This window comes from Bordetella genomosp. 13 (assembly GCF_007679965.1).
Classification (GTDB): domain Bacteria; phylum Pseudomonadota; class Gammaproteobacteria; order Burkholderiales; family Burkholderiaceae_B; genus Bordetella.
This window is the reverse complement of the sequence record NZ_VEHL01000001.1, coordinates 1,241,977-1,259,985: the sequence shown is the minus strand read 5'-3', so window position 1 is coordinate 1,259,985 and position 18,009 is coordinate 1,241,977. Positions and strand designations below refer to the sequence as shown.

At 68.4% G+C, this 18,009-nt stretch carries 17 protein-coding genes; 9 read left to right on the top strand and 8 right to left on the bottom strand.

From position 1 onward, the window contains the following. The first annotated feature begins 192 nt into the window (after window positions 1–192). From nhaA to FS845_RS05760, 4 genes are all read left to right on the top strand, one after another. Window positions 193–1,542, top strand: coding sequence for a Na+/H+ antiporter NhaA (gene nhaA, locus FS845_RS05775; RefSeq protein WP_144631134.1), 1,350 nt, complete (start codon window positions 193–195; stop codon window positions 1,540–1,542). Window positions 1,543–1,637: 95 nt separating this feature from the next. Next, window positions 1,638–1,910: a GNAT family N-acetyltransferase gene (locus FS845_RS05770; protein ID WP_144631132.1), complete on the top strand. Its 273-nt coding sequence runs from the start codon at window positions 1,638–1,640 to the stop codon at window positions 1,908–1,910. A gap of 63 nt (window positions 1,911–1,973) precedes the next feature. Further along, complete coding sequence (locus FS845_RS05765; protein WP_409929262.1) at window positions 1,974–2,483, top strand: YchJ family protein; 510 nt, start codon at window positions 1,974–1,976, stop codon at window positions 2,481–2,483. 37 nt (window positions 2,484–2,520) lie between these two features. Next, window positions 2,521–3,219, top strand: coding sequence for a glutathione S-transferase N-terminal domain-containing protein (locus tag FS845_RS05760; protein WP_144631128.1), 699 nt, complete (start codon window positions 2,521–2,523; stop codon window positions 3,217–3,219). A 164-nt stretch (window positions 3,220–3,383) separates the two neighbouring features. Here the strand turns inward: FS845_RS05760 and FS845_RS05755 are convergent, their stop codons facing one another. After that, window positions 3,384–4,520: a porin gene (locus FS845_RS05755; RefSeq protein WP_144631126.1), complete on the bottom strand. Its 1,137-nt coding sequence runs from the start codon at window positions 4,518–4,520 to the stop codon at window positions 3,384–3,386. A gap of 263 nt (window positions 4,521–4,783) precedes the next feature. Next, window positions 4,784–6,559: a lipid A export permease/ATP-binding protein MsbA gene (gene msbA / locus FS845_RS05750; RefSeq protein ID WP_144631125.1), complete on the bottom strand. Its 1,776-nt coding sequence runs from the start codon at window positions 6,557–6,559 to the stop codon at window positions 4,784–4,786. A 101-nt stretch (window positions 6,560–6,660) separates the two neighbouring features. Between msbA and FS845_RS05745 the strand changes: the two genes are divergently transcribed. From FS845_RS05745 to FS845_RS05735, 3 genes are read left to right on the top strand one after another with little or no spacing between them, the layout of a single operon-like run. Then, complete coding sequence (locus tag FS845_RS05745; protein ID WP_144631123.1) at window positions 6,661–7,629, top strand: glycosyltransferase family 9 protein; 969 nt, start codon at window positions 6,661–6,663, stop codon at window positions 7,627–7,629. 18 nt (window positions 7,630–7,647) lie between these two features. Beyond that, window positions 7,648–8,415 carry a YdcF family protein gene (locus tag FS845_RS05740; protein WP_144631122.1) on the top strand — a complete coding sequence of 256 codons (768 nt, stop codon included), beginning with the start codon at window positions 7,648–7,650 and terminating at the stop codon, window positions 8,413–8,415. Window positions 8,416–8,423: 8 nt separating this feature from the next. Continuing rightward, window positions 8,424–8,702 (top strand): YkgJ family cysteine cluster protein, encoded by a 279-nt coding sequence (locus FS845_RS05735; RefSeq protein WP_144631121.1) that lies wholly within the window; start codon window positions 8,424–8,426, stop codon window positions 8,700–8,702. A gap of 174 nt (window positions 8,703–8,876) precedes the next feature. Here the strand turns inward: FS845_RS05735 and FS845_RS05730 are convergent, their stop codons facing one another. Next, window positions 8,877–11,105: an NADP-dependent isocitrate dehydrogenase gene (locus tag FS845_RS05730; RefSeq protein WP_144631120.1), complete on the bottom strand. Its 2,229-nt coding sequence runs from the start codon at window positions 11,103–11,105 to the stop codon at window positions 8,877–8,879. Window positions 11,106–11,263: 158 nt separating this feature from the next. Then, window positions 11,264–12,520 carry an NADP-dependent isocitrate dehydrogenase gene (gene icd, locus FS845_RS05725; protein ID WP_144631119.1) on the bottom strand — a complete coding sequence of 419 codons (1,257 nt, stop codon included), beginning with the start codon at window positions 12,518–12,520 and terminating at the stop codon, window positions 11,264–11,266. A 123-nt stretch (window positions 12,521–12,643) separates the two neighbouring features. Between icd and FS845_RS05720 the strand changes: the two genes are divergently transcribed. Beyond that, window positions 12,644–13,069 (top strand): DUF1841 family protein, encoded by a 426-nt coding sequence (locus tag FS845_RS05720; RefSeq protein ID WP_144631118.1) that lies wholly within the window; start codon window positions 12,644–12,646, stop codon window positions 13,067–13,069. Window positions 13,070–13,090: 21 nt separating this feature from the next. Here the strand turns inward: FS845_RS05720 and FS845_RS05715 are convergent, their stop codons facing one another. The 4 genes from FS845_RS05715 to FS845_RS05700 form a co-directional block, all read right to left on the bottom strand. Beyond that, window positions 13,091–13,555, bottom strand: a complete 465-nt coding sequence (locus FS845_RS05715; RefSeq protein ID WP_144631117.1) for a hypothetical protein — start codon at window positions 13,553–13,555, stop codon at window positions 13,091–13,093. Between the two features lie 178 nt (window positions 13,556–13,733). Next, the gene (locus tag FS845_RS05710) at window positions 13,734–14,210 is read right to left on the bottom strand and encodes a hypothetical protein (RefSeq protein WP_144631116.1); all 477 of its coding nucleotides are present in this window, start codon (window positions 14,208–14,210) and stop codon (window positions 13,734–13,736) included. Continuing rightward, window positions 14,207–16,705 (bottom strand): cytochrome c oxidase subunit I, encoded by a 2,499-nt coding sequence (gene ctaD, locus FS845_RS05705; RefSeq protein ID WP_222129963.1) that lies wholly within the window; start codon window positions 16,703–16,705, stop codon window positions 14,207–14,209. Before ctaD ends, FS845_RS05710 begins: the two co-directional genes overlap by 4 nt. After that, window positions 16,702–17,445, bottom strand: a complete 744-nt coding sequence (locus FS845_RS05700) for a cytochrome c oxidase subunit II (protein WP_144631115.1) — start codon at window positions 17,443–17,445, stop codon at window positions 16,702–16,704. Before FS845_RS05700 ends, ctaD begins: the two co-directional genes overlap by 4 nt. On the opposite strand from FS845_RS05700, the gene FS845_RS05695 reads away from it, so the two are divergent. After that, a complete protein-coding gene (locus FS845_RS05695) occupies window positions 17,444–17,914 on the top strand; it encodes a DUF2231 domain-containing protein (RefSeq protein WP_144631114.1) in 471 nt (156 codons plus the stop codon). The two genes, FS845_RS05700 and FS845_RS05695, sit on opposite strands and share 2 nt — an antisense overlap. The last annotated feature ends 95 nt before the right edge of the window (window positions 17,915–18,009 follow it).

Sequence of the window (18,009 nt, the reverse complement as noted above, 5' to 3'; positions counted from 1 at the left end):
CCGGTAACCGGCGGGCGTGCAGGGGGCAGCCAGGTTGCCTCTGCGATGCAGAGCCGCATCCGCCGCCGATCAGGCGTGGCGTTGCGGGCGAGCCCCCGCCTGATTCGGTACAATGACAAACGGGTGTTCGCAGCATCGGGCGGCGGGCAGGTTCATGCGTCGGTCGGGCCGCCACGCGGAGTCTCCACGACCATGCACGCCCCTACCCCGCGGCATACCTTGCCGCGCGTCCAAGTCCTGGCCGAACGCGCGTTCGCCACCCTCCAGCGTTTCCTGCACATCGAAGCCGCCAGCGGCATCGTGCTGGTCATTGCTGCGGCCGCGGCGCTGATCTGGGCCAACTCCCCGTTTTCCGCCGGCTACCACCATTTCTGGCACATGCCGGTTTCCCTGGGCCTGGGCGACCTGACCTTCTCGCAAAGCCTGCACTTCTGGATCAACGACGGCCTGATGACGCTGTTCTTCCTGGTCGTCGGCATGGAGATCCGTCGCGAGATCCACGAAGGGGCGCTCAGCAACCTCAGGCAGGCCGGCTTGCCCATCATGGCCGCCCTGGGCGGCGTCGTGGTCCCCGCGCTGATCTACGCGGGCGTGAACGGCGATCCCGCCGGGCTGCGAGGCTGGGCCGTGCCGACCGCGACCGACATCGCCTTCGCGGTCGGCGTGCTGGCGCTGCTGGGCAGGTCGATTCCCGTCAACGTACGGATTTTCCTGCTGGCGCTGGCGATCATCGACGACATCATCGCCGTGCTCATCATCGCGCTGTTCTACTCCGGCGGGCTCCAGTACGAGGGCTTCATCATCGCGGGCGCGGGCATCCTGGCCGTGCTCGCGTTCCAGCGCCTGGGCATCGGCTCGGCGGCCGCGTACATCCCGCCAGGCGCGATCGTGTGGACGGGCCTGCTGATGACCGGCGCGCATCCCACGCTGGCGGGCGTGGTGCTGGGCATGATGACGCCGGTCATGGCGCTGCCGATGCGCGAGCGCCCCCTGGACGTCCTGGCGCGCGCCGCCGATGCGCTGCGCGGACATGACGGCCAGGCCGCGGACGCGCACCGGATGGCCCTGCCGCTGAAAGAACTCCGCCTGGCGCAGCGCGAGGTGCTGCCACCGGTGACGCGCGTGCAGATGACGCTGCATCCCTGGGTCGCCTACGGCATCATGCCGGTGTTCGCGCTGGCCAACGCCGGCGTCAGCCTGCAAGGCGTGGATCTGTCGGCGGCCGGCCCGCAGTGGATCGTGGGCGGCGTCGCGCTGGCGCTGGTGCTGGGCAAGCCGCTGGGCGTGATCGGCATGAGCTGGCTGGCGGTCCGCATGGGCTGGTGTCGCCTGCCGCCCGGCGTATCGTGGGGCGGCATCTGCCTGGTGGGGCTGCTGGCGGGCATCGGCTTCACCATGTCCATCTTCATCGCCATGCTGGCGTTCGACGACGCGATGCTGCTGGGCGCGGCCAAGCTGGGCGTGCTGGTGGGATCCCTGGTGGCCGCGTTGGCGGGCCTGGCATGGGGATTGGCGTATCGCCGCCGCCTCGCAGTAGGATAGCCGGCAGGGGCGGCCATCCGCGCCGCGTGCCGGCGGGCCGCCGACGACGGGCACGCCGCCTGCTGGGCGCCCGTTGGATACCACCGAGGATACCCATGACGGACATCACCCATAACGCTCCCGCCAACCGCTTCGAGTCCACCGTCGACGGCCATCTCTGCGTGCTGGACTACCAGCTCGGCAATGGCACGATGGCGATCACCCATACCGGCGTGCCATCGGCCGTGGGCGGGCGCGGCATCGCCGCCGACCTGACCCGCACCGCCCTGGATACCGCGCGCCGCGAAGGCTGGCGCGTGCAGCCGCTGTGCTCGTACGCAGCCGTCTACATACGCCGCCATCCCGAATACGCCGACCTGGTGGCCTGACGTCCGGTCCAGGCGTGCGGCTCGAGCCGCGACATGGAGGCGCGGCACGGCGACCGTGGGCGCATGCGCGGACGACCTGAGCAGCGCCGCCACGATGCGGCGCAACGTCCCTGCGAAATGGGTCATAGAGCGCCCGCGCCGCCCGCTTCGTGCCAAAATGCGCGGGTGAAATCCGCCCCGAATCCGCTCCCTTCCGCCTGCCCCTGCGGCAGCGGCCGCGCCTATCCGGCGTGCTGCGGCCGCTGGCATGACGGCCCCGGCCTGCTGCGGGCGCCGGATGCGGAGTCCCTGATGCGCTCACGCTACAGCGCCTTCGTGCTGGACCTGCTGGACTATCTGCGGCAGACCTGGCATCCGGACACGCGCCCGGCCGACCTGTCGCCCAATCCGCCCAACCTGAAGTGGCTGGGCCTACAGGTGCGCCGGCACGAGAAACAGGATGACGATCACGCCATCGTCGAATTCGTGGCGCGCTGCCGGCAGGACGGCCGCGCATCGCGCCTGCACGAAACCAGCCGGTTCGTCCGCCAGGACGGGCGGTGGCTGTACGTAGACGGCGATCAGCACACGTAGCGCCTCGCCAGCGACCCTTCATCGGACATATCCTTCCATGAGCGCTCTCTCCGACTTCCTCATCACGAAAAAGTGGCCCGCCCAGCACCCTGACCGCCTCCAGCTTTATTCGCTGCCCACGCCCAACGGCGTGAAGGTGTCGATCATGCTGGAAGAAACCGGCCTGCCCTACGAGCCGCACAAGGTCGACTTCGGCAGCAACGACCAGCTGTCGCCGGAATTCCTGTCGCTGAGCCCGAACAACAAGATCCCGGCCATCATCGATCCGGATGGTCCGGACGGCCAGCCGCTGCCGCTGTTCGAATCCGGCGCCATCCTGGTCTACCTGGCCGGCAAGACCGGACGGTTCCTGCCGCGGGACGTGGCCGCGCGCTACGAGACCCTGCAGTGGGTCATGTTCCAGATGGGCGGCATCGGCCCGATGTTCGGCCAGCTGGGCTTCTTCCACAAGTTCGCCGGCAAGGACTACGAAGACAAGCGTCCGCGCGACCGCTACGTCGCCGAGTCCAAGCGGCTGCTGGGCGTGCTGGACAAGCACCTGGACGACCGCGACTGGATCATGGGCAAGGAATACACCATCGCCGACATCGCCGCGTTTCCGTGGATCCGCAACCTGATCGGCTTCTACGGAGCGGGCGAACTGGTCGAGTTCGATCAGTTCAGGAACGTCGGCCGCGTGCTGGATGCCTTCGTGGCGCGGCCCGCGGTCCAGCGCGGGCTGGCTATTCCGGGCTGACTCCGCGCTGGCCGGCGCGCGGCGCAACGGCGCTCGCGCCGATCCGTGGCCAGGCCCGGCGGGCGGAACCCCGGAAATAAAAAGAGCCGCCTTCTTGCGAAGGCGGCTTTGAGATGGGCGCCCCGGCCCTGCTCAGGCGAGGCGAACCCTGCAGCTGATTCTGCTTAGAAGCGGTGACGCAGGCCCACGCCGACGGTCAGCATCTTGTCGCCGTCGACGAACGCCGCGGCGTCGTTGTACGAGCCGAAGGCGTACAGGTTGGTGCGCTTGGACAGGTCGTAGGTGTAGCCCAGGCTCCAGACGTTCATCGTTTCCAGGCCCTGGTTCGGGTCGGCACGCTGCCACGACGCGAACACGTTGCTGGCGCCGCCGATCGGGGCGCTCACACCGACCATGTACGAGTTGATCTTCAGGTCGTCCCAGGTGAAGCGGCCGTTGGTGCCGCCCTGGCCGCGCGCCGGGGTGTTGTCGTTGAAGCCGCCGCCCATCAGGTCGTAACCCTGGCCGATCATGACGCCGTCGGTGCTGCGGCCATAGGCCAGCGACAGCTTGACGACTTCGAAGTCATAGGCGGCGCCGATGATGAACTGCTCGGGCGACGGCTGGTTGGGCTTGAGCATCTGCTTGTCGTAGGTGAACACGACTTGCAGGGGACCGCCGCTGTAACGCAGGCCGGTCGTGATGGCGCGGTTGTTGTCCTGGGTGGCGAACTGCGAGGGACGCTCGACGTCGTCGAACGAGAACGAGTAGCCGCCCGCGAACTGGAAGCCGCCGAACGACGGGCTCGTGTACATGACCATATTGTCATAGCGGACCGTGTTGGCCGCGCTGAAGGCCGTACCCATCGAGGCCGTCCAGAAGTCCGTGCCGAACGGATCGATGTTGCCGAACCAGTCGGACGCAACGTTGATGTTGCGGCCCAGGTCCAGCGAGCCCAGCGCATCGCTGGACAGGCCCAGCGTGGCGCGGCGGCCGAACAGGCGGCCAGCCTGGTCGCGGTTGCCGTTGTTGGCGGTGAAGCCGTTTTCCAGCACGAAGTTGGCTTGCACGCCGTTGCCCAGATCTTCGACGCCACGCAGGCCGAAGCGCGAACCGCTCTGGTTGCCGCTGTTCATGCCGATGCGGGAGTGGTAGTCGCCGCCATATTCGGGGCGGTTGGCATCGCTGGTGCCGACCTTGCCGCGTTGATAGACGATACCCAAGTCAACCAGGCCATACAGCGTCACCGAGGTTTCGGCGGCAGCGGTGCCAGCCATCGCGGCCAGGACGGCACCTGCAAACAGGGTTTTCGTGAGTTTCATAGCGCTGTTCCACTTGAGGTTCTGAGGGACTTGGCGGGTCGTAACCCGCGCACCACCCACAGCCTAGGGACATAGCCGGAAACCGTTACAACTCAATTGTGCAAAACGCAACTGAATAATGCAAAGGGCCGCCCCCTTGCGGTGCGGCCCCTGCCGTAGAGAAGAGACTACAAAACATTACGGTTACGTTTAGGCGATTTGTTGCGCCGCACAAATTGGCGCATAAACAACACAATGGCTTTTAGCGCGAACCGTCCGCCGTCTCAGTTCTCCCGGAACTGCATGTTGTACAGCGAGGCATACAGGCCGCCCGCGGCCAGCAGTTCCGCGTGCGTGCCTTGCTCGGCGATGCGGCCCGCGTCCAGCACGATGATGCGGTCGGCGTTCTGCACCGTGGACAGCCGGTGGGCGATGACCAGGGTGCTGCGACCCTGCATCAGGCGTTCCAGCGACGACTGCACCTGCCGCTCGGACTCGTTGTCCAACGCGGAGGTGGCCTCGTCGAGGATCAGCACGGGCGCATTCTTGATCAGCGCGCGCGCGATCGCCAGGCGCTGCCGCTGGCCGCCCGACAGGCGCGCGGCCTTCTCGCCCACTGGCGACTGCAGGCCGTTGGGCAGGGAGTCGACGAACTCGAGCAGGTTTGCGTCCCTCAGGGCTTCGCGGATGCGCGCCTCGTCGGCCTGCCCCAGCGCGCCATAGCCCACGTTGGCCGCGATGGTGTCGTCGAACATCGTCACGTCCTGGCTGACCAGCGACAGGTTGGCGCGCAGGGAATGCAGCGACACGTCGTTCAGCGGCACGCCATCCAGCAGGATCTGGCCCGAGGTGGGCGCCACGAAACGCGGCAGCATGTTGGCAATCGTGGTCTTGCCGCTGCCCGAGCGGCCCACCAGTGCCACCGTCTGCCCGGGCTCGACCCGGAACGACACGCTGCTGACCGTATCGCGCTCGGCGTCCGGGAAGCGATGCGACACCTCGCGAAACTCGATGGCGCCGCGCACCGGCTCGGGCAGCTGGCGCGTGCCGGTGTCCGTTTCGGGCACCTGGTCGATCAGCGTGAACACGCTTTCGGCGGCCACCAGCATCTTCTGCATCTTGCCGGCCACGTTGGTAAGGCGCTTGATGGGGTCGAAGATCTGGGCCAGCGCGGTGATGAACGAGGCGAAGCTGCCCACGGTCAGGGCGCCGCTCTGGCCCTGGCTCAACGCCACGGCGATGACCACGCCCAAGGCCAGCGACACGAACAGCTGGGTGATCGGCGTCAGCGCGGCGTCGGCCGTGGCCGTGCGCATGGCGAAACGGCGCAGGCGCGAACTGACGAACTCGAAACGCTTGCGCTCGGTGTCGTAGCCGTCGAACAGTTTGATGACGCGTTGACCGTCGATCCCCTCGCTGACCACCCGGGTCAATTCGGCGTTCATGTTGACAGTCTCGCGGCTGATGCGGCGCAGGCGGCGGATGAAGGCGCGCATCACCAGGATGCAGACCGGCATGATGACCAGCACGATCGCGGTCAGCACCCACGACATGTACAGCAGCACGCAGATCAGCGCGATGACCGTCAGCGTTTCCTTGATCAGCGTGGTGATGACTTCGGTGGCGTAGCTGGTGACGTTGCCCGCGTCCACCGTGAAACGGTTGAGCAGGCGGCCGGTGTCGCCCCGCTTGAAGTCGGCGTCGGGCAGGCGCAACAGGCGCTCGAACATGTCGCCGCGCATCTGCAGCAGCACCTTGTTGGCCACCCAGGCCAGCAGGTAGTCGCTGAAGAAGTTGGTGATGCCGCGCACCAGGATGAGCACGACCACCGCGATGGGAATCGCCCAGACATAGTAGGGTTTCGCGCCCGAAAAGCCGTCGTCCAGCAACGGCTTCATGATGATGGCCAGCGTGGGTTGCGTACCCGCGGCCACCGCCATCAGCAGCAACGTCACCGCCAGACGCTTCCAGTGGAGCCCGACGCGGCTGTAGATGCGCTTCCAGAGCGTGGCGCGTACCGGCTCGCTGCCGGCAGGCGCGTAGCGCGATGCAGAAGTCAAAGGGAACTCGCTTTAATACAATTGTGCGGCGATTGTACCGGCCCGACGGGGCCCGGACGGCCATCTGTTCCTTTTCCCCAACGCGTGCCCCGCGCCGATCCATGACCGAGATTTCCTGTCTGTACCTGAGATTGCCCAACTGGGTGGGCGATGTCTGCATGAGCCTGCCCAGCGTCCGCTTGCTGCAGGCCACGGGCGTGCCGCTGGTGCTGTGCGCGCGCCCATGGGCGCGCGACCTGCTGGACGGCGTGTCGAAACAGGGTTTCCTGCCCATGTCGGGCAAATGGAAGGCGGACCGGGCCACGGTGGCGGCGCATCGCCGCGGGCTGGGCCGCCAGGCGCGCGGCGCCCGCGGCCTGCTGCTGCCCGACTCGCTGTCCAGCGCGGCGGTGTTCCGTCTGGCGGGCGTGGCCAGCGCGGGCTACCGCGACGACGGCCGCAGCCTGTTGCTGCGCTGGCCGCTGGCCAAGCCCACGGCCCCGCTGCACGCGGTGCAGTCCTGGCACCACCTGGCGCGCAGCGCCCTGGGGCTGTGGCATCTGCCGCAAGGCCCCGCCGAACCCGGACCCACGCTGGACCTGCCGCTGACCGATGCCCACCGCCAGGCGGCCCGCGCAGCCTTGCAGGAAAGCGGGCTGGCCGGCCGGCCGCTGGTGTTGATCGCCCCCACCGCCACCGGCCTGCACCGCGGCAAGGTGAAGGTGTGGCCCGAGTTCGACGCCCTGACCCGCGCCCTGCAGGCCGACGGCTGCGCCGTGGCGATGTGCCCGCCCCCCGCCGAGGCCGAGCAGGCGCGCCGCAACGCGCCCACCGCCCAGGTGCTGCCGCCCCTGTCCCTGGGCGCGTTCGCCGCCCTGGCCGCGGACGCGGCGCTGGTGGTGTGCAACGACTCGGGCGTGTCGCACGTGGCGGCCGCCGTGGGCGCGCGCCAGCTGACGCTGTTCGGCGTCACCCAGCCCGCGCGCACGGGCCCGTGGTCGCCCGCCGCGTCCTGCCTGGGATCGGAAGGGAACTGGCCAGCCCTGGATGCTGTCCGAACCCAGGTCCTGCGCCTGCTTGCGGGCGGTTGAGCAGCTAAGATTGCGCCCATGGCTATTTCCACGTTCCTCGCAAACCTGATCATTCCCCTGAATCTATGCCTGACGCTGGTCGCCCTCGGCCTGGTGCTGGGCGTGTTCCGCCGCCTGCGCCGCCTGGGCGTCGCCCTGGCCGCGGCGGGCCTCATCTGGGTGGCCGCCTGGTCCTTGCCCGCCACCTCGGTCTGGCTGGGCGGCGCGCTGGAGCACCGCTACCCCTACCAGTCGGCCGCGCAGATGCCCGAGGCCGACGCCATCGTCGTGCTGGGCGGCAACACGGCCAATGGCCGCGCCAACTGGTTCCTGCCCTATGAGCGCGACAAGGCGGTGGTGCGCATCGACACGGCCACAGACCTGTACCGCGCCGGCCGCGCCCCGAAGGTCGTGCTGTCCGGCGGCGCGCTGGAAGGCGACGTCAGCGAGGCGCAGGGCATGGCCCACCAGATGCGGCAGGGCGGCGTGCCGGAACAGGCGCTGATCCTGGAGAACTCCAGCCGGACCACCTACGAGAACGCGGCCCTGACCGAGGAGACGCTGAAGCAGCACGAGATCCGCAAGATCCTGCTGGTCACCTCGTCGCTGCACATGCCGCGCGCCATGGCCGCCTTCTCCAAGCAGGGCGTGCAGGCCATCGCCGCGCCGGCGCCGCCGCAGATCGTGCTGCCCGACGACGGCTCGGTCGACCCGTGGATTCCGAACGAGCGCGCCCTGGACGCCAGCCGCTCGATCATCAAGGAGTACGCGGGCCTGTTCGTCTACTGGCTGCGCGGGTGGGTATAGGCCAGGCCATGGAAGAACGGGACACCACGCTGGCCTGCAGGCTGGGCTGCGGCGCCTGCTGCATCGCCCCGTCCATCACCAGCCCGCTGCCGGGCATGCCCGACGGCAAGCCGGCGGGCGTCAGGTGCGTGCAGCTCGGCGACGACAACCTGTGCCGCGTCTTCGGCAAGCCCGAGCGGCCCGCCTTCTGCGGCGGATTGCAGCCCTCGCGGGACATGTGCGGCGCCAGCCGTGCATACGCCATCGCCTGGCTGGCCGACCTGGAGCGTGCGACGGCTCCAGCGTGACGCACCGCCCGGCTCGCGGCGGCCGGCGGCATGCAAGGCAATCCGACGATATCCAGGCCGCCACAATGCAAAAACCCCGACAGGGCGTCCCTGTCGGGGTTTTTTCTGGACCGGCGGACCTGGATCGTCGGACCAACGCGGACAGGCAGGCCGCCTGCCCGGTTCGAGCCGTGATCAGCCCAGCGTGGCCAGCGCCGCGTTCAGCGTCTGGCTGGGGCGCATGGCCTTGTTGACCAGGTCGGTGTTCGGACGGTAGTAGCCGCCGATCTCCACGGGCTTGCCTTGCTGCGCGCCCAGTTCGGCCACGATCTTGGCTTCGTTGTCGGTCAGCGTCTTGGCCAGGCCCGTGAACTGCGACTGCAGTTCCTTGTCCTCGGTCTGGGCGGCCAGCGCCTGGGCCCAGTACAGGGCCAGGTAGAAGTGGCTGCCGCGGTTGTCCAGGCCGCCGACCTTGCGGTCGGGCGACTTGTTCTCGTCCAGGAACTTGCCCGTGGCTTCGTCCAGCGTCTTGGCCAGGACCTTGGCGCGCGCGTTGTTCGACACGTTGCCCAGGTGCTCCAGCGAAGCGGCCAGGGCCAGGAACTCGCCCAGCGAATCCCAGCGCAGGAAGCCTTCTTCCACGAACTGCTGCACGTGCTTCGGCGCGGAGCCGCCGGCGCCCGTCTCGAACAGGCCGCCGCCCGCCATCAGCGGCACGATCGACAGCATCTTGGCGCTGGTGCCCAGTTCCATGATGGGGAACAGGTCGGTCAGGTAGTCGCGCAGCACGTTGCCGGTGACCGAGATCGTGTCCTTGCCTTCGCGGATGCGCTGCAGCGAGAACTTGGTGGCCTCGACCGGGCTGAGGACGCGGATGTCCAGGCCGTTGGTGTCGTGGTCCTTCAGGTACTTCTCGACCTTGGCGATGATCTGGGCGTCGTGGGCGCGGTTCTTGTCCAGCCAGAACACGGCCGGCGTGTTGGACAGGCGGGCGCGGTTGACGGCCAGCTTGACCCAGTCCTGCACCGGGGCGTCCTTGGTCTGGCACATGCGCCACAGGTCGCCGGTCTCGACCTTCTGTTCCAGCAGCACGGCGCCGGACTCGTCCAGCACGCGCACCACGCCGTCGCCGGCGATCTGGAAGGTCTTGTCGTGCGAACCGTATTCTTCAGCGGCCTGGGCCATCAGGCCGACGTTGGGCACGCTGCCCATCTTGACCGGATCGAAGGCGCCGTTCTGCTTGCAGTCGTCGATGACGGCCTGGTAGACGCCGGCGTAGCTGCGGTCGGGAATGACGGCCTTGGCGTCGTACAGCTTGCCGTCCGGACCCCACATGCGGCCCGATTCGCGGATCATGGCGGGCATCGAGGCATCGACGATGACGTCGCTGGGCACGTGCAGGTTGGTGATGCCCTTGTCGGAATTCACCATGGCCAGTTGCGGGCGCTTGGCGTATTCGGCCTGGATGTCGGCCTCGATCTCGGCGCGCTTGTCGGCCGGCAGGTCGCCCAGGCGGTTGTACAGGTCGCCGATGCCGTTGTTGGGATCGAAGCCGATCTGCTTGAGCGCATCGGCGTGCTTGGCCAGCACGTCGGCGTAGAACACGGACACGACCTGGCCGAAGATGATCGGGTCGGAGACCTTCATCATGGTGGCCTTCACGTGCACCGAGAACAGCACGTTCTTGTCCTTGGCGTCGGCTACCTGGGCTTCCAGGAAGCTGCGCAGCGCCTTCTTGCTCATCACGGCGGCGTCGATGATCTCGCCGGCCTTGACCGCGGTCTTTTCCTTCAGCACGGTCTTGGCGCCGTCGGCGGCCGTGAATTCGATCTTCACGTTGCCGGCCTGGGCCACCAGGGCGGACTTCTCGCTGCCGTAGAAGTCACCGCCCGACATGTGCGAGACGTGCGACTTCGAGTCGGCCGACCAGGCGCCCATCTTGTGGGGATGCTTACGGGCGTAGTTCTTGACCGACAGCGGCGCGCGGCGGTCGGAGTTGCCTTCGCGCAGCACGGGGTTCACGGCGCTGCCCTTGATCTTGTCGTAGCGGGCCTTGATGCTCTTGGCTTCGGCGGTGTCGGGCTCGTCGAAGTACTCGGGCAGCATGTAGCCCTGCTGGCGCAGTTCCTTGATCGCGGCCTTCAACTGCGGGATCGAGGCGCTGATGTTGGGCAGCTTGATGATGTTGGCGTCGGGCGTGGTGGCCAGCTGGCCCAGTTCGGCCAGCGCGTCGGGAATCTTCTGCGTGTCGTTCAGGAATTCGGGGAACGCGGCGATGATGCGGCCGGACAGCGAGATGTCGCGCGTCTCGACGCCGATGCCCGACGAACGGGTGTAGGCCTCGACGATGGGCAAGAGCGAGTACGTCGCCAGTGCGGGCGCCTCGTCGGTGAGGGTATAGATGATCTTCGATGCAGTGGACATGTTCTTGGCTTACCTTGATGGATCAGGAAAAGCGGCCGCCCGTCCCCACTGGATGGCGCAGCCCGGAAATTCAAGTCTTATATAAGACCTGCATTATGCAGCAATTCGCCCGGAAACGCTCGATTCCGGGCCGAACGGCGCCAGACTGGGCGCCTTTCTCACATGTTCTCGACCATCGCCCGCCCGAAACCCGAGCATGACACCTGGTTGGCGCCCTCGAGCAGGCGCGCGAAGTCGTAGGTGACGGTCTTGGTCTTGAACGTCTTTTCCATGCTGGCGATGACCTTGTCCGCCGCCTCGGTCCAGCCCATGTGGCGCAGCATCATCTCGGCGGACAGGATTTCCGAGCCCGGGTTCACGTAGTCCTTGCCGGCGTACTTGTGCGCGGTGCCGTGCGTGGCCTCGAACATGGCCACCGTGTCGGACACGTTGGCGCCCGGGGCGATGCCCACGCCGCCCACCTGGGCCGACACGGCGTCGGAGATGTAGTCGCCGTTCTGGTTCAGGGTGGCGATCACGTCGAACTCGGCCGGACGCAGCAGGCTGCGCTGCATGAAGGCATCGGCATACACGTCCTTGACGACGACGTCGCGGCCCGTGCGCGGGTTCTTCAGGCGGCACCACGGGCCGCCATCGATGACGGTGGCGCCGAACTCTTCCCGCGCCACGGCATAGCCCCAGTCGCGGAAGCCGCCTTCGGTGAACTGCATCAGGTTGCCCTTGTGCACCAGCGTGACCGAGTTGCGGTCGTGGTCCAGCGCGTACTGGATCGCCTTGCGCACCAGGCGCTGCGTGCCCTGGCGCGACACCGGCTTGATGCCGATGGCCGAGGTCTCGGGAAAGCGGATCTTCTTCACGCCCAACGAGTCCTGCAGGAAGCCGATGAGCTGCCGGGCCTGGTCGGACTCGGACTTGTATTCGATGCCGGCGTACAGGTCTTCCGAGTTCTCGCGGAAGATGACCATGTCGGTCTTCTCGGGATGGCGCACCGGCGAGGGCACGCCGTGGAAGTAGCGCACCGGCCGCACACACGCGTACAGGTCCAGCTGCTGGCGCAGCGCCACGTTCAGCGAGCGGATGCCGCCGCTGGTGGGCACGGCCAGCGGGCCCTTGATGGAGACCACGTAGTCCTTGACGACCCGCAGCGTCTCTTCGGGCAGCCACACGTCGGCGCCATACACGCGCGTGGCCTTCTCGCCCGCGTAGACTTCCATCCAGTGGATCCTGCGGCTGCCGCCATAGGCCTTCTGCACGGCGGCATCCACGACGTGGATCATCACCGGGGTGATGTCGGCGCCGGTGCCGTCGCCCTCGATGTAGGGAATGACGACCTGGTCGGGAACGGCGAGCGCGCCGTCCGCGCCGACAGTGATCTTCCCGCCCTCGGCGGGAACCTTGACGTGTTGGTAAGACATGGGTGCTCCAGGGCGGAATCCGCTCATTCTATCTCGCCCGGTGGGCAGCCCAGGGGGAAGCCAGGGCGTAAAATGGAGGTTCCTAGACCGTATTGCCCGGCGCCGCGCGCCGGTGGACGACCGATGTTCAATCCCTCACGCGAACAGGTTCGCGAATTCTTCATCCAATCCTGGCGCAAGCACCGCGCCAACGAAGTGCTGACGCCGCTGGAATCCATGGCGCTGGACTGGATGATCGAGCACCCCGAGTACCACGCCGACCTGGAAAGCCCTGGCGCGATGGACGAGGAGTACCCGGTCGAGAAAGGCCGCACCAATCCCTTCCTGCACCTGTCGATGCACCTGGCCATCGCCGAGCAGCTGTCCATCGACCATCCGCGCGGCATCCGCGCGGCCTACCAGCAGATGGTGGCGCGCAGCGACGCGCACCACGCCGCGCATGAAATCATGGACTGCCTGGGGCAGGTCGTATGGGAAGCGCAGCGCCTGGGCACGCCGCTGGACAGCGACGCCTACATCGAACTGATCCGGCAGCGCGCCGGCAAGTAAGGTTCACGGCGCCGGCGGGCATCAGGCCGGCCAGAGCGTCACCTGGATGATGTCCGGCTCGACCGGCACGCTCTCGTCGCGCACGCCCTGGAATTCCACCCAGCCGATGTGCGCCGCCATTTGCTCGTGCGGCACGAAGAACACCGGCCCGCATGGGAAAGGATCCGGCGCAGAGGGGCTCGATATCGTGAACGACCGCGAGGGAAACCGTACCTGGGCGACTTCGACCTGCGTCCAGCCGCGGCCGCTTTCCAGCTCGCAATCCAGCGTATCCGGCCGCGCGTCGTGGATGCGGATGTCGATGTGCTGCTGCAGGCAGCCGGCGGTGTAGACCACCAGCCCCACCGCAGGAACGAAACAGCGCCGGGACACCATTTCCTGCGTGATGTCTTCCGGGGCGAGGAAGCCCGTGTCCTGCATGTCGATGAGATAGAACTGGCCGTAATCGGACTGCCATGCGAATCTCGCGCCGCCCAGCGATGCCATGCGCTTCTCCTTTTGGCCGGGCGCGTGCGGCCCGGCGTGTCCCCGTCTGCCAGGGGCAGATTCGGATGTCCGCGGCCATCGTAGCTTGGGGGAATCGGGGTCGTCCATCGCGCTTGGGGCGAGGCATCCGGCCATGGGGCGCGGTCATGGGGTAGTTATGGCGCGGTCATGCACGCAGTTATGGCACGCACGCCGCCGCCGTGATCACGGGCAGTCCCGTCACCACGGTCGCCACGGTGGCGCAGGCATCCATCATCCATGCCGCGCCGGTCAACGCGCGGGCGGCTTCCGAACCGCCCCGCCCCGTGGCCGCGGCTGCGCGCGCGCGGCGCAGGCTGTGCGTGGTCAGCACGACGTGGGCCACGATGCACGAAAGCCATACCAGCGCCAGGCCCCAAGACACGGCGCCGGCCAGCGGCGGCGCTTGCAGCGGGGCCAGCAAGGGACCGCCCGCCGCCATGCGGCAACCCAGCGCGTGGCCCGCGTAGAGCGTCGTCAGGGTCAACGCCCACAATGACCAGCCCGCCAACGCCCGCCACAGGCCGCGCGTGGCGGACCGACGGGACCCGTCCTTGCGGCGGCCCGTCAGGCTGGGTGACGAACCTTCGCGCTCCGCACTCCGGTATTCGCCCTTGGGGTGGCTCGTCAGGCTCATGCCATCACCTCCGGCATGACGTACAGCGCGGCCGCCGCCACGGTGGCCACGCCGGCCGACCAGGTCTGCCACAGCCGCACCACCGCGGGCTCCAGCGCGCGCGTCGCGGCGACGTAGCCCGCGCGGCCGCGCAGCGCCACAAACAGCGCCAGCACCACGCCGATGCCGCTGTGTAGCGCCACGTAATACGCCAGCACCGTGGTGGCCGCCGCGTAGGCGTGGCTGTCCGCCGAGGGCAGCGCCGCCCCCACCCAGCAGAACGCCGCCACCGTGGCGATGCCAGCCGTGCCGCTGGCCAACAGCCAGCGGTCGCGCGCCGCCGCCCGCTCGCGCCGGTTCGCGGCGCAGGCCGCATGCGCGGCCACCCCCGCAGCCACGGCGACCCCGCACAACCCCAGCACCGACGCGAGGGAAAGCTCCAGCCATGCTGGCGGCGGCCATTGCGGCGCCATCGTGCCCAGGAAGAAGATGCCGAACAGCAGCGAGGCATACAGCGCCGCATCCGCCACCAGCGCGCAGCACGTGCCCCACCAGCCGGGCGCGCCCGGCGCCAGCACGTGCACGGGCAGGAACACGCCCGGCGAGGCCTCGACCTCGGGCGGGTCCTGGCGCGCGCCCCCACGCCATGCCCACGCCAGGAACACCGCCAGCGCGATCGCGGCCCCGACCAGCGCCAGCGCATAGGCCTTGAACAGGATGCACAGGAAGAACAGCGCGGTGGCCAGGCCCGCATGCAGCGGCGCCCACGTCGGGCCCGGCAGTTCCGCCACCGACTCGGGCCGGCCGCTGAGCACGTCCACCGACAGGGTCTGCCGCCGTCCCGGCGCGGGCGTGCCCAGCCAGTGCCGCCCGCCCGCCAGTTCGGCGCCCAGGTCAGGCGCGTCCCACAGCGGTTCGCGGCCGTGCACGCTGGGAATCGAGCCGATGTTGTAGGCCGGCGTCGGCGTGGGCATGGCCCACTCCAGCGTGCCCGCCCGCCAGTGATTGCGCGGCGCCACCGGCCCGATGCGCGCATGCAGCAGCATGTCGACCAGAAAGACCGCGAAGCCGATCGCCTGCATGAAGCCGCCCACCGACGACAGCAGGTTGGGCAGGTCCCAGCCCAGCTCGCCGGGATACGCATGCATGCGGCGCGGCATGCCCAGCAGGCCAGTCAGGTGCATGGGCAGGAAGGTCAGGTTGAAGCCGACGAAGATCAGCCAGAAGGCGCAGCGCCCGGCATGCTCGGACGGCAGGCGGCCCGTGAAATGCGGCATCCAGTAGCAGGTGGCGGCCAATATCGGGAAGACCATGCCGCCCACCAGCACGTAATGCAGGTGCGCCACCACGAAATGCGTGTCGTGCGCCTGCCAGTTGAACGGCACCAGTGCCAGCATCACGCCGGTCAGCCCGCCGAGCACGAACACCGCCAGGAAGCCGCCCAGGTACAGCATGGGCAGGCGGAACCGCACCTCGCCCGACCACAGCGTGGCGATCCATGCGAAGAACTGCACGGCCGTGGGGATGGCCACCAGCATGCTGGCCGCGGAAAAGAAGCCCACCGCCAGCTGCGGGATGCCCACCGCGAACATGTGGTGCACCCACAGGCCGAAGCTGAGAAAGCCCATCGCCACGATGGCGGGCACGACCCATGCATAGCCGACCAGGGCATGCCGCGCGAACGTCGGCACCATCGTCGACACCAGTCCGGCTGCCGGCAGGAAGATGATGTAGACCTCGGGGTGCCCGAATATCCAGAACAGGTGCTGCCACAGCAGCGGATCGCCGCCCTGCGCGACCTCGAAGAACGGCAGGCCGAAGGCGCGTTCCAGCTCCAGCAGGATGCTGCCCAGGATCAGCGGCGGAAAGCCCACCAGGATCATGCCGGCCGTCACCAGCATGTACCACGCGAATATCGGCATGCGATCGAGGGACATGCCCGGCGCGCGGAACTTCAGGATCGTGCCGATCAGCTCGATCGCGCCGCACACCGCCGAGATCTCGGCGAAGGTGATGCCGATCAGCCACAGGTCGCTGTTGATGCCCGGCTGGTAGGCGGCGCTGGACAGCGGGGTGTACATGAACCAGCCGCTGTTGGGCGCCACGCCCAGCGCCATGCCCACCACCAGGATCGTGCCGCCGAACAGGTAGCACCACCAGCCATAGGCGCCCAGGCGTGGATACGCCATGTCGCGCGAGCCCAGCATCTTGGGCAGCAGGTAGAAGGCGAAGCCCTCCAGCATGGGTATGGCGAACAGGAACATCATCACCGTGCCGTGCATGGTGAAGATCTGGTTGTAGGTCTCGCTGTCCAGGAAGCCCTGCCCCGGCGCGGCCAGCTGCGCGCGGATCAGCATGGCCAGCAGGCCGCCGACCAGGAAGAAGCCCAGCGCCGCGACGATGAAGCGGCGGCCGATGGTGGAATGGTTCACCGCCGACAGGCCGCGCCATCCCGGCGGGGAGCCCCAATCGGCCAGCAGGGCTTTGTGGCGGGCGATGGCGGACATGCTCGTCATGGCGTCACCCTCGTGTTGGACAGGCGCTGCAACGCCCCGGGCAGGTCCGCGTCCGCATGCGCGGTCAGCTGCACGAACATCGAGGCGTGCTGCAGCCCGCAAAACTCCGCGCACACGCCGTCGTACACGCCCGGCTGGTCGGCCTGCAGGCGGATGGTGTTCACGCGGCCCGGAATGGCGTCGATCTTGCCGCCCAGCCGCGGGATCCAGAAGCCGTGGATCACGTCGGCGGCCGTCACGCTCACGTGCACCGGCACGCCCGCGGGCACGTGGATCTGGTTGACGGCGTGGCGCGGCCCGCCGGGCGCGTCCAGATGCCTGACCTCCCACCACCATTGGTGCGCGATTACCTCGACGCGGTACACGCCGGACCGCGCAAGCGGCGCGCGCAGGTCGCTGGCGCCCAGGCCCCAGGCCAGCAATGCGGACAGCACCACGCCGGGGAACACCAGTCCCCCGCCGACCAGGAACCACCGCGCGAAAGGCTTTGGGCCGTCGCGCGGCCGACGCAGGCAGGCAGCCGTCGCCAGCACGATCATCACCGCGAGAATGCACAGCGAGGCCCAGGCCATGATGTGCCACACCATGGCCGTGGCGCGTGCCTCGGGACCGGCGGGATCCAGCGCCGACAGGCGCCCCTGGCAGCCGGCCAGCAGCGAACAGGCCACCGCGCCGAGCGCGGCCCGGCACGCCAGTTGCTGGCTTGCGGGCCCACCCACCCGCGGACGAGGACCACGCATGAAGAAGCTGGCCAAGGCGCTGCCCGAAGGCACCACCACTGTCGTGGCCGTCAGCCGCCATCCGCTGCACCCGGCGCTGGTCACCTTTCCCATCGCCTTCATCGTGGGGGCATTGCCCAGCGACCTGGCGTATCTGCTGCTGGACGATGCGTTCTGGCCGCGCGTCTCGCTGTGGCTGCTGGGCGTCGGCACCCTGATGGGCGCGCTGGCCGGCGTGACGGGCACCGTGGAACTGCTGGCCGTCGAAGGCATCCGCCATCGCGCGGCTGCCTGGAGCCACTTCGTCATGGCGGTCATGCTGCTGTCGGTGTCGTTCATCAACTGGTTCTCGCGCCTGCCCGACGCCGAGGCGGCGGTCTTTCCGATGGGGATATACCTGTCCGCCCTGGGCGCCGTGCTGGTGGGCGCGGCGGGCTGGCTGGGCGGCAAGCTGGTCTTCGAAGACCAGGTCGGAATACACGACGAATAGGCGGCCCGCGATCGGGCGGCCCGCGATCGGGCGGCCCGCGGTCGGGCGGCCCGCGGTCGGGCGGCACGCGATCGCGAGGCCTGCCAACGGACCGC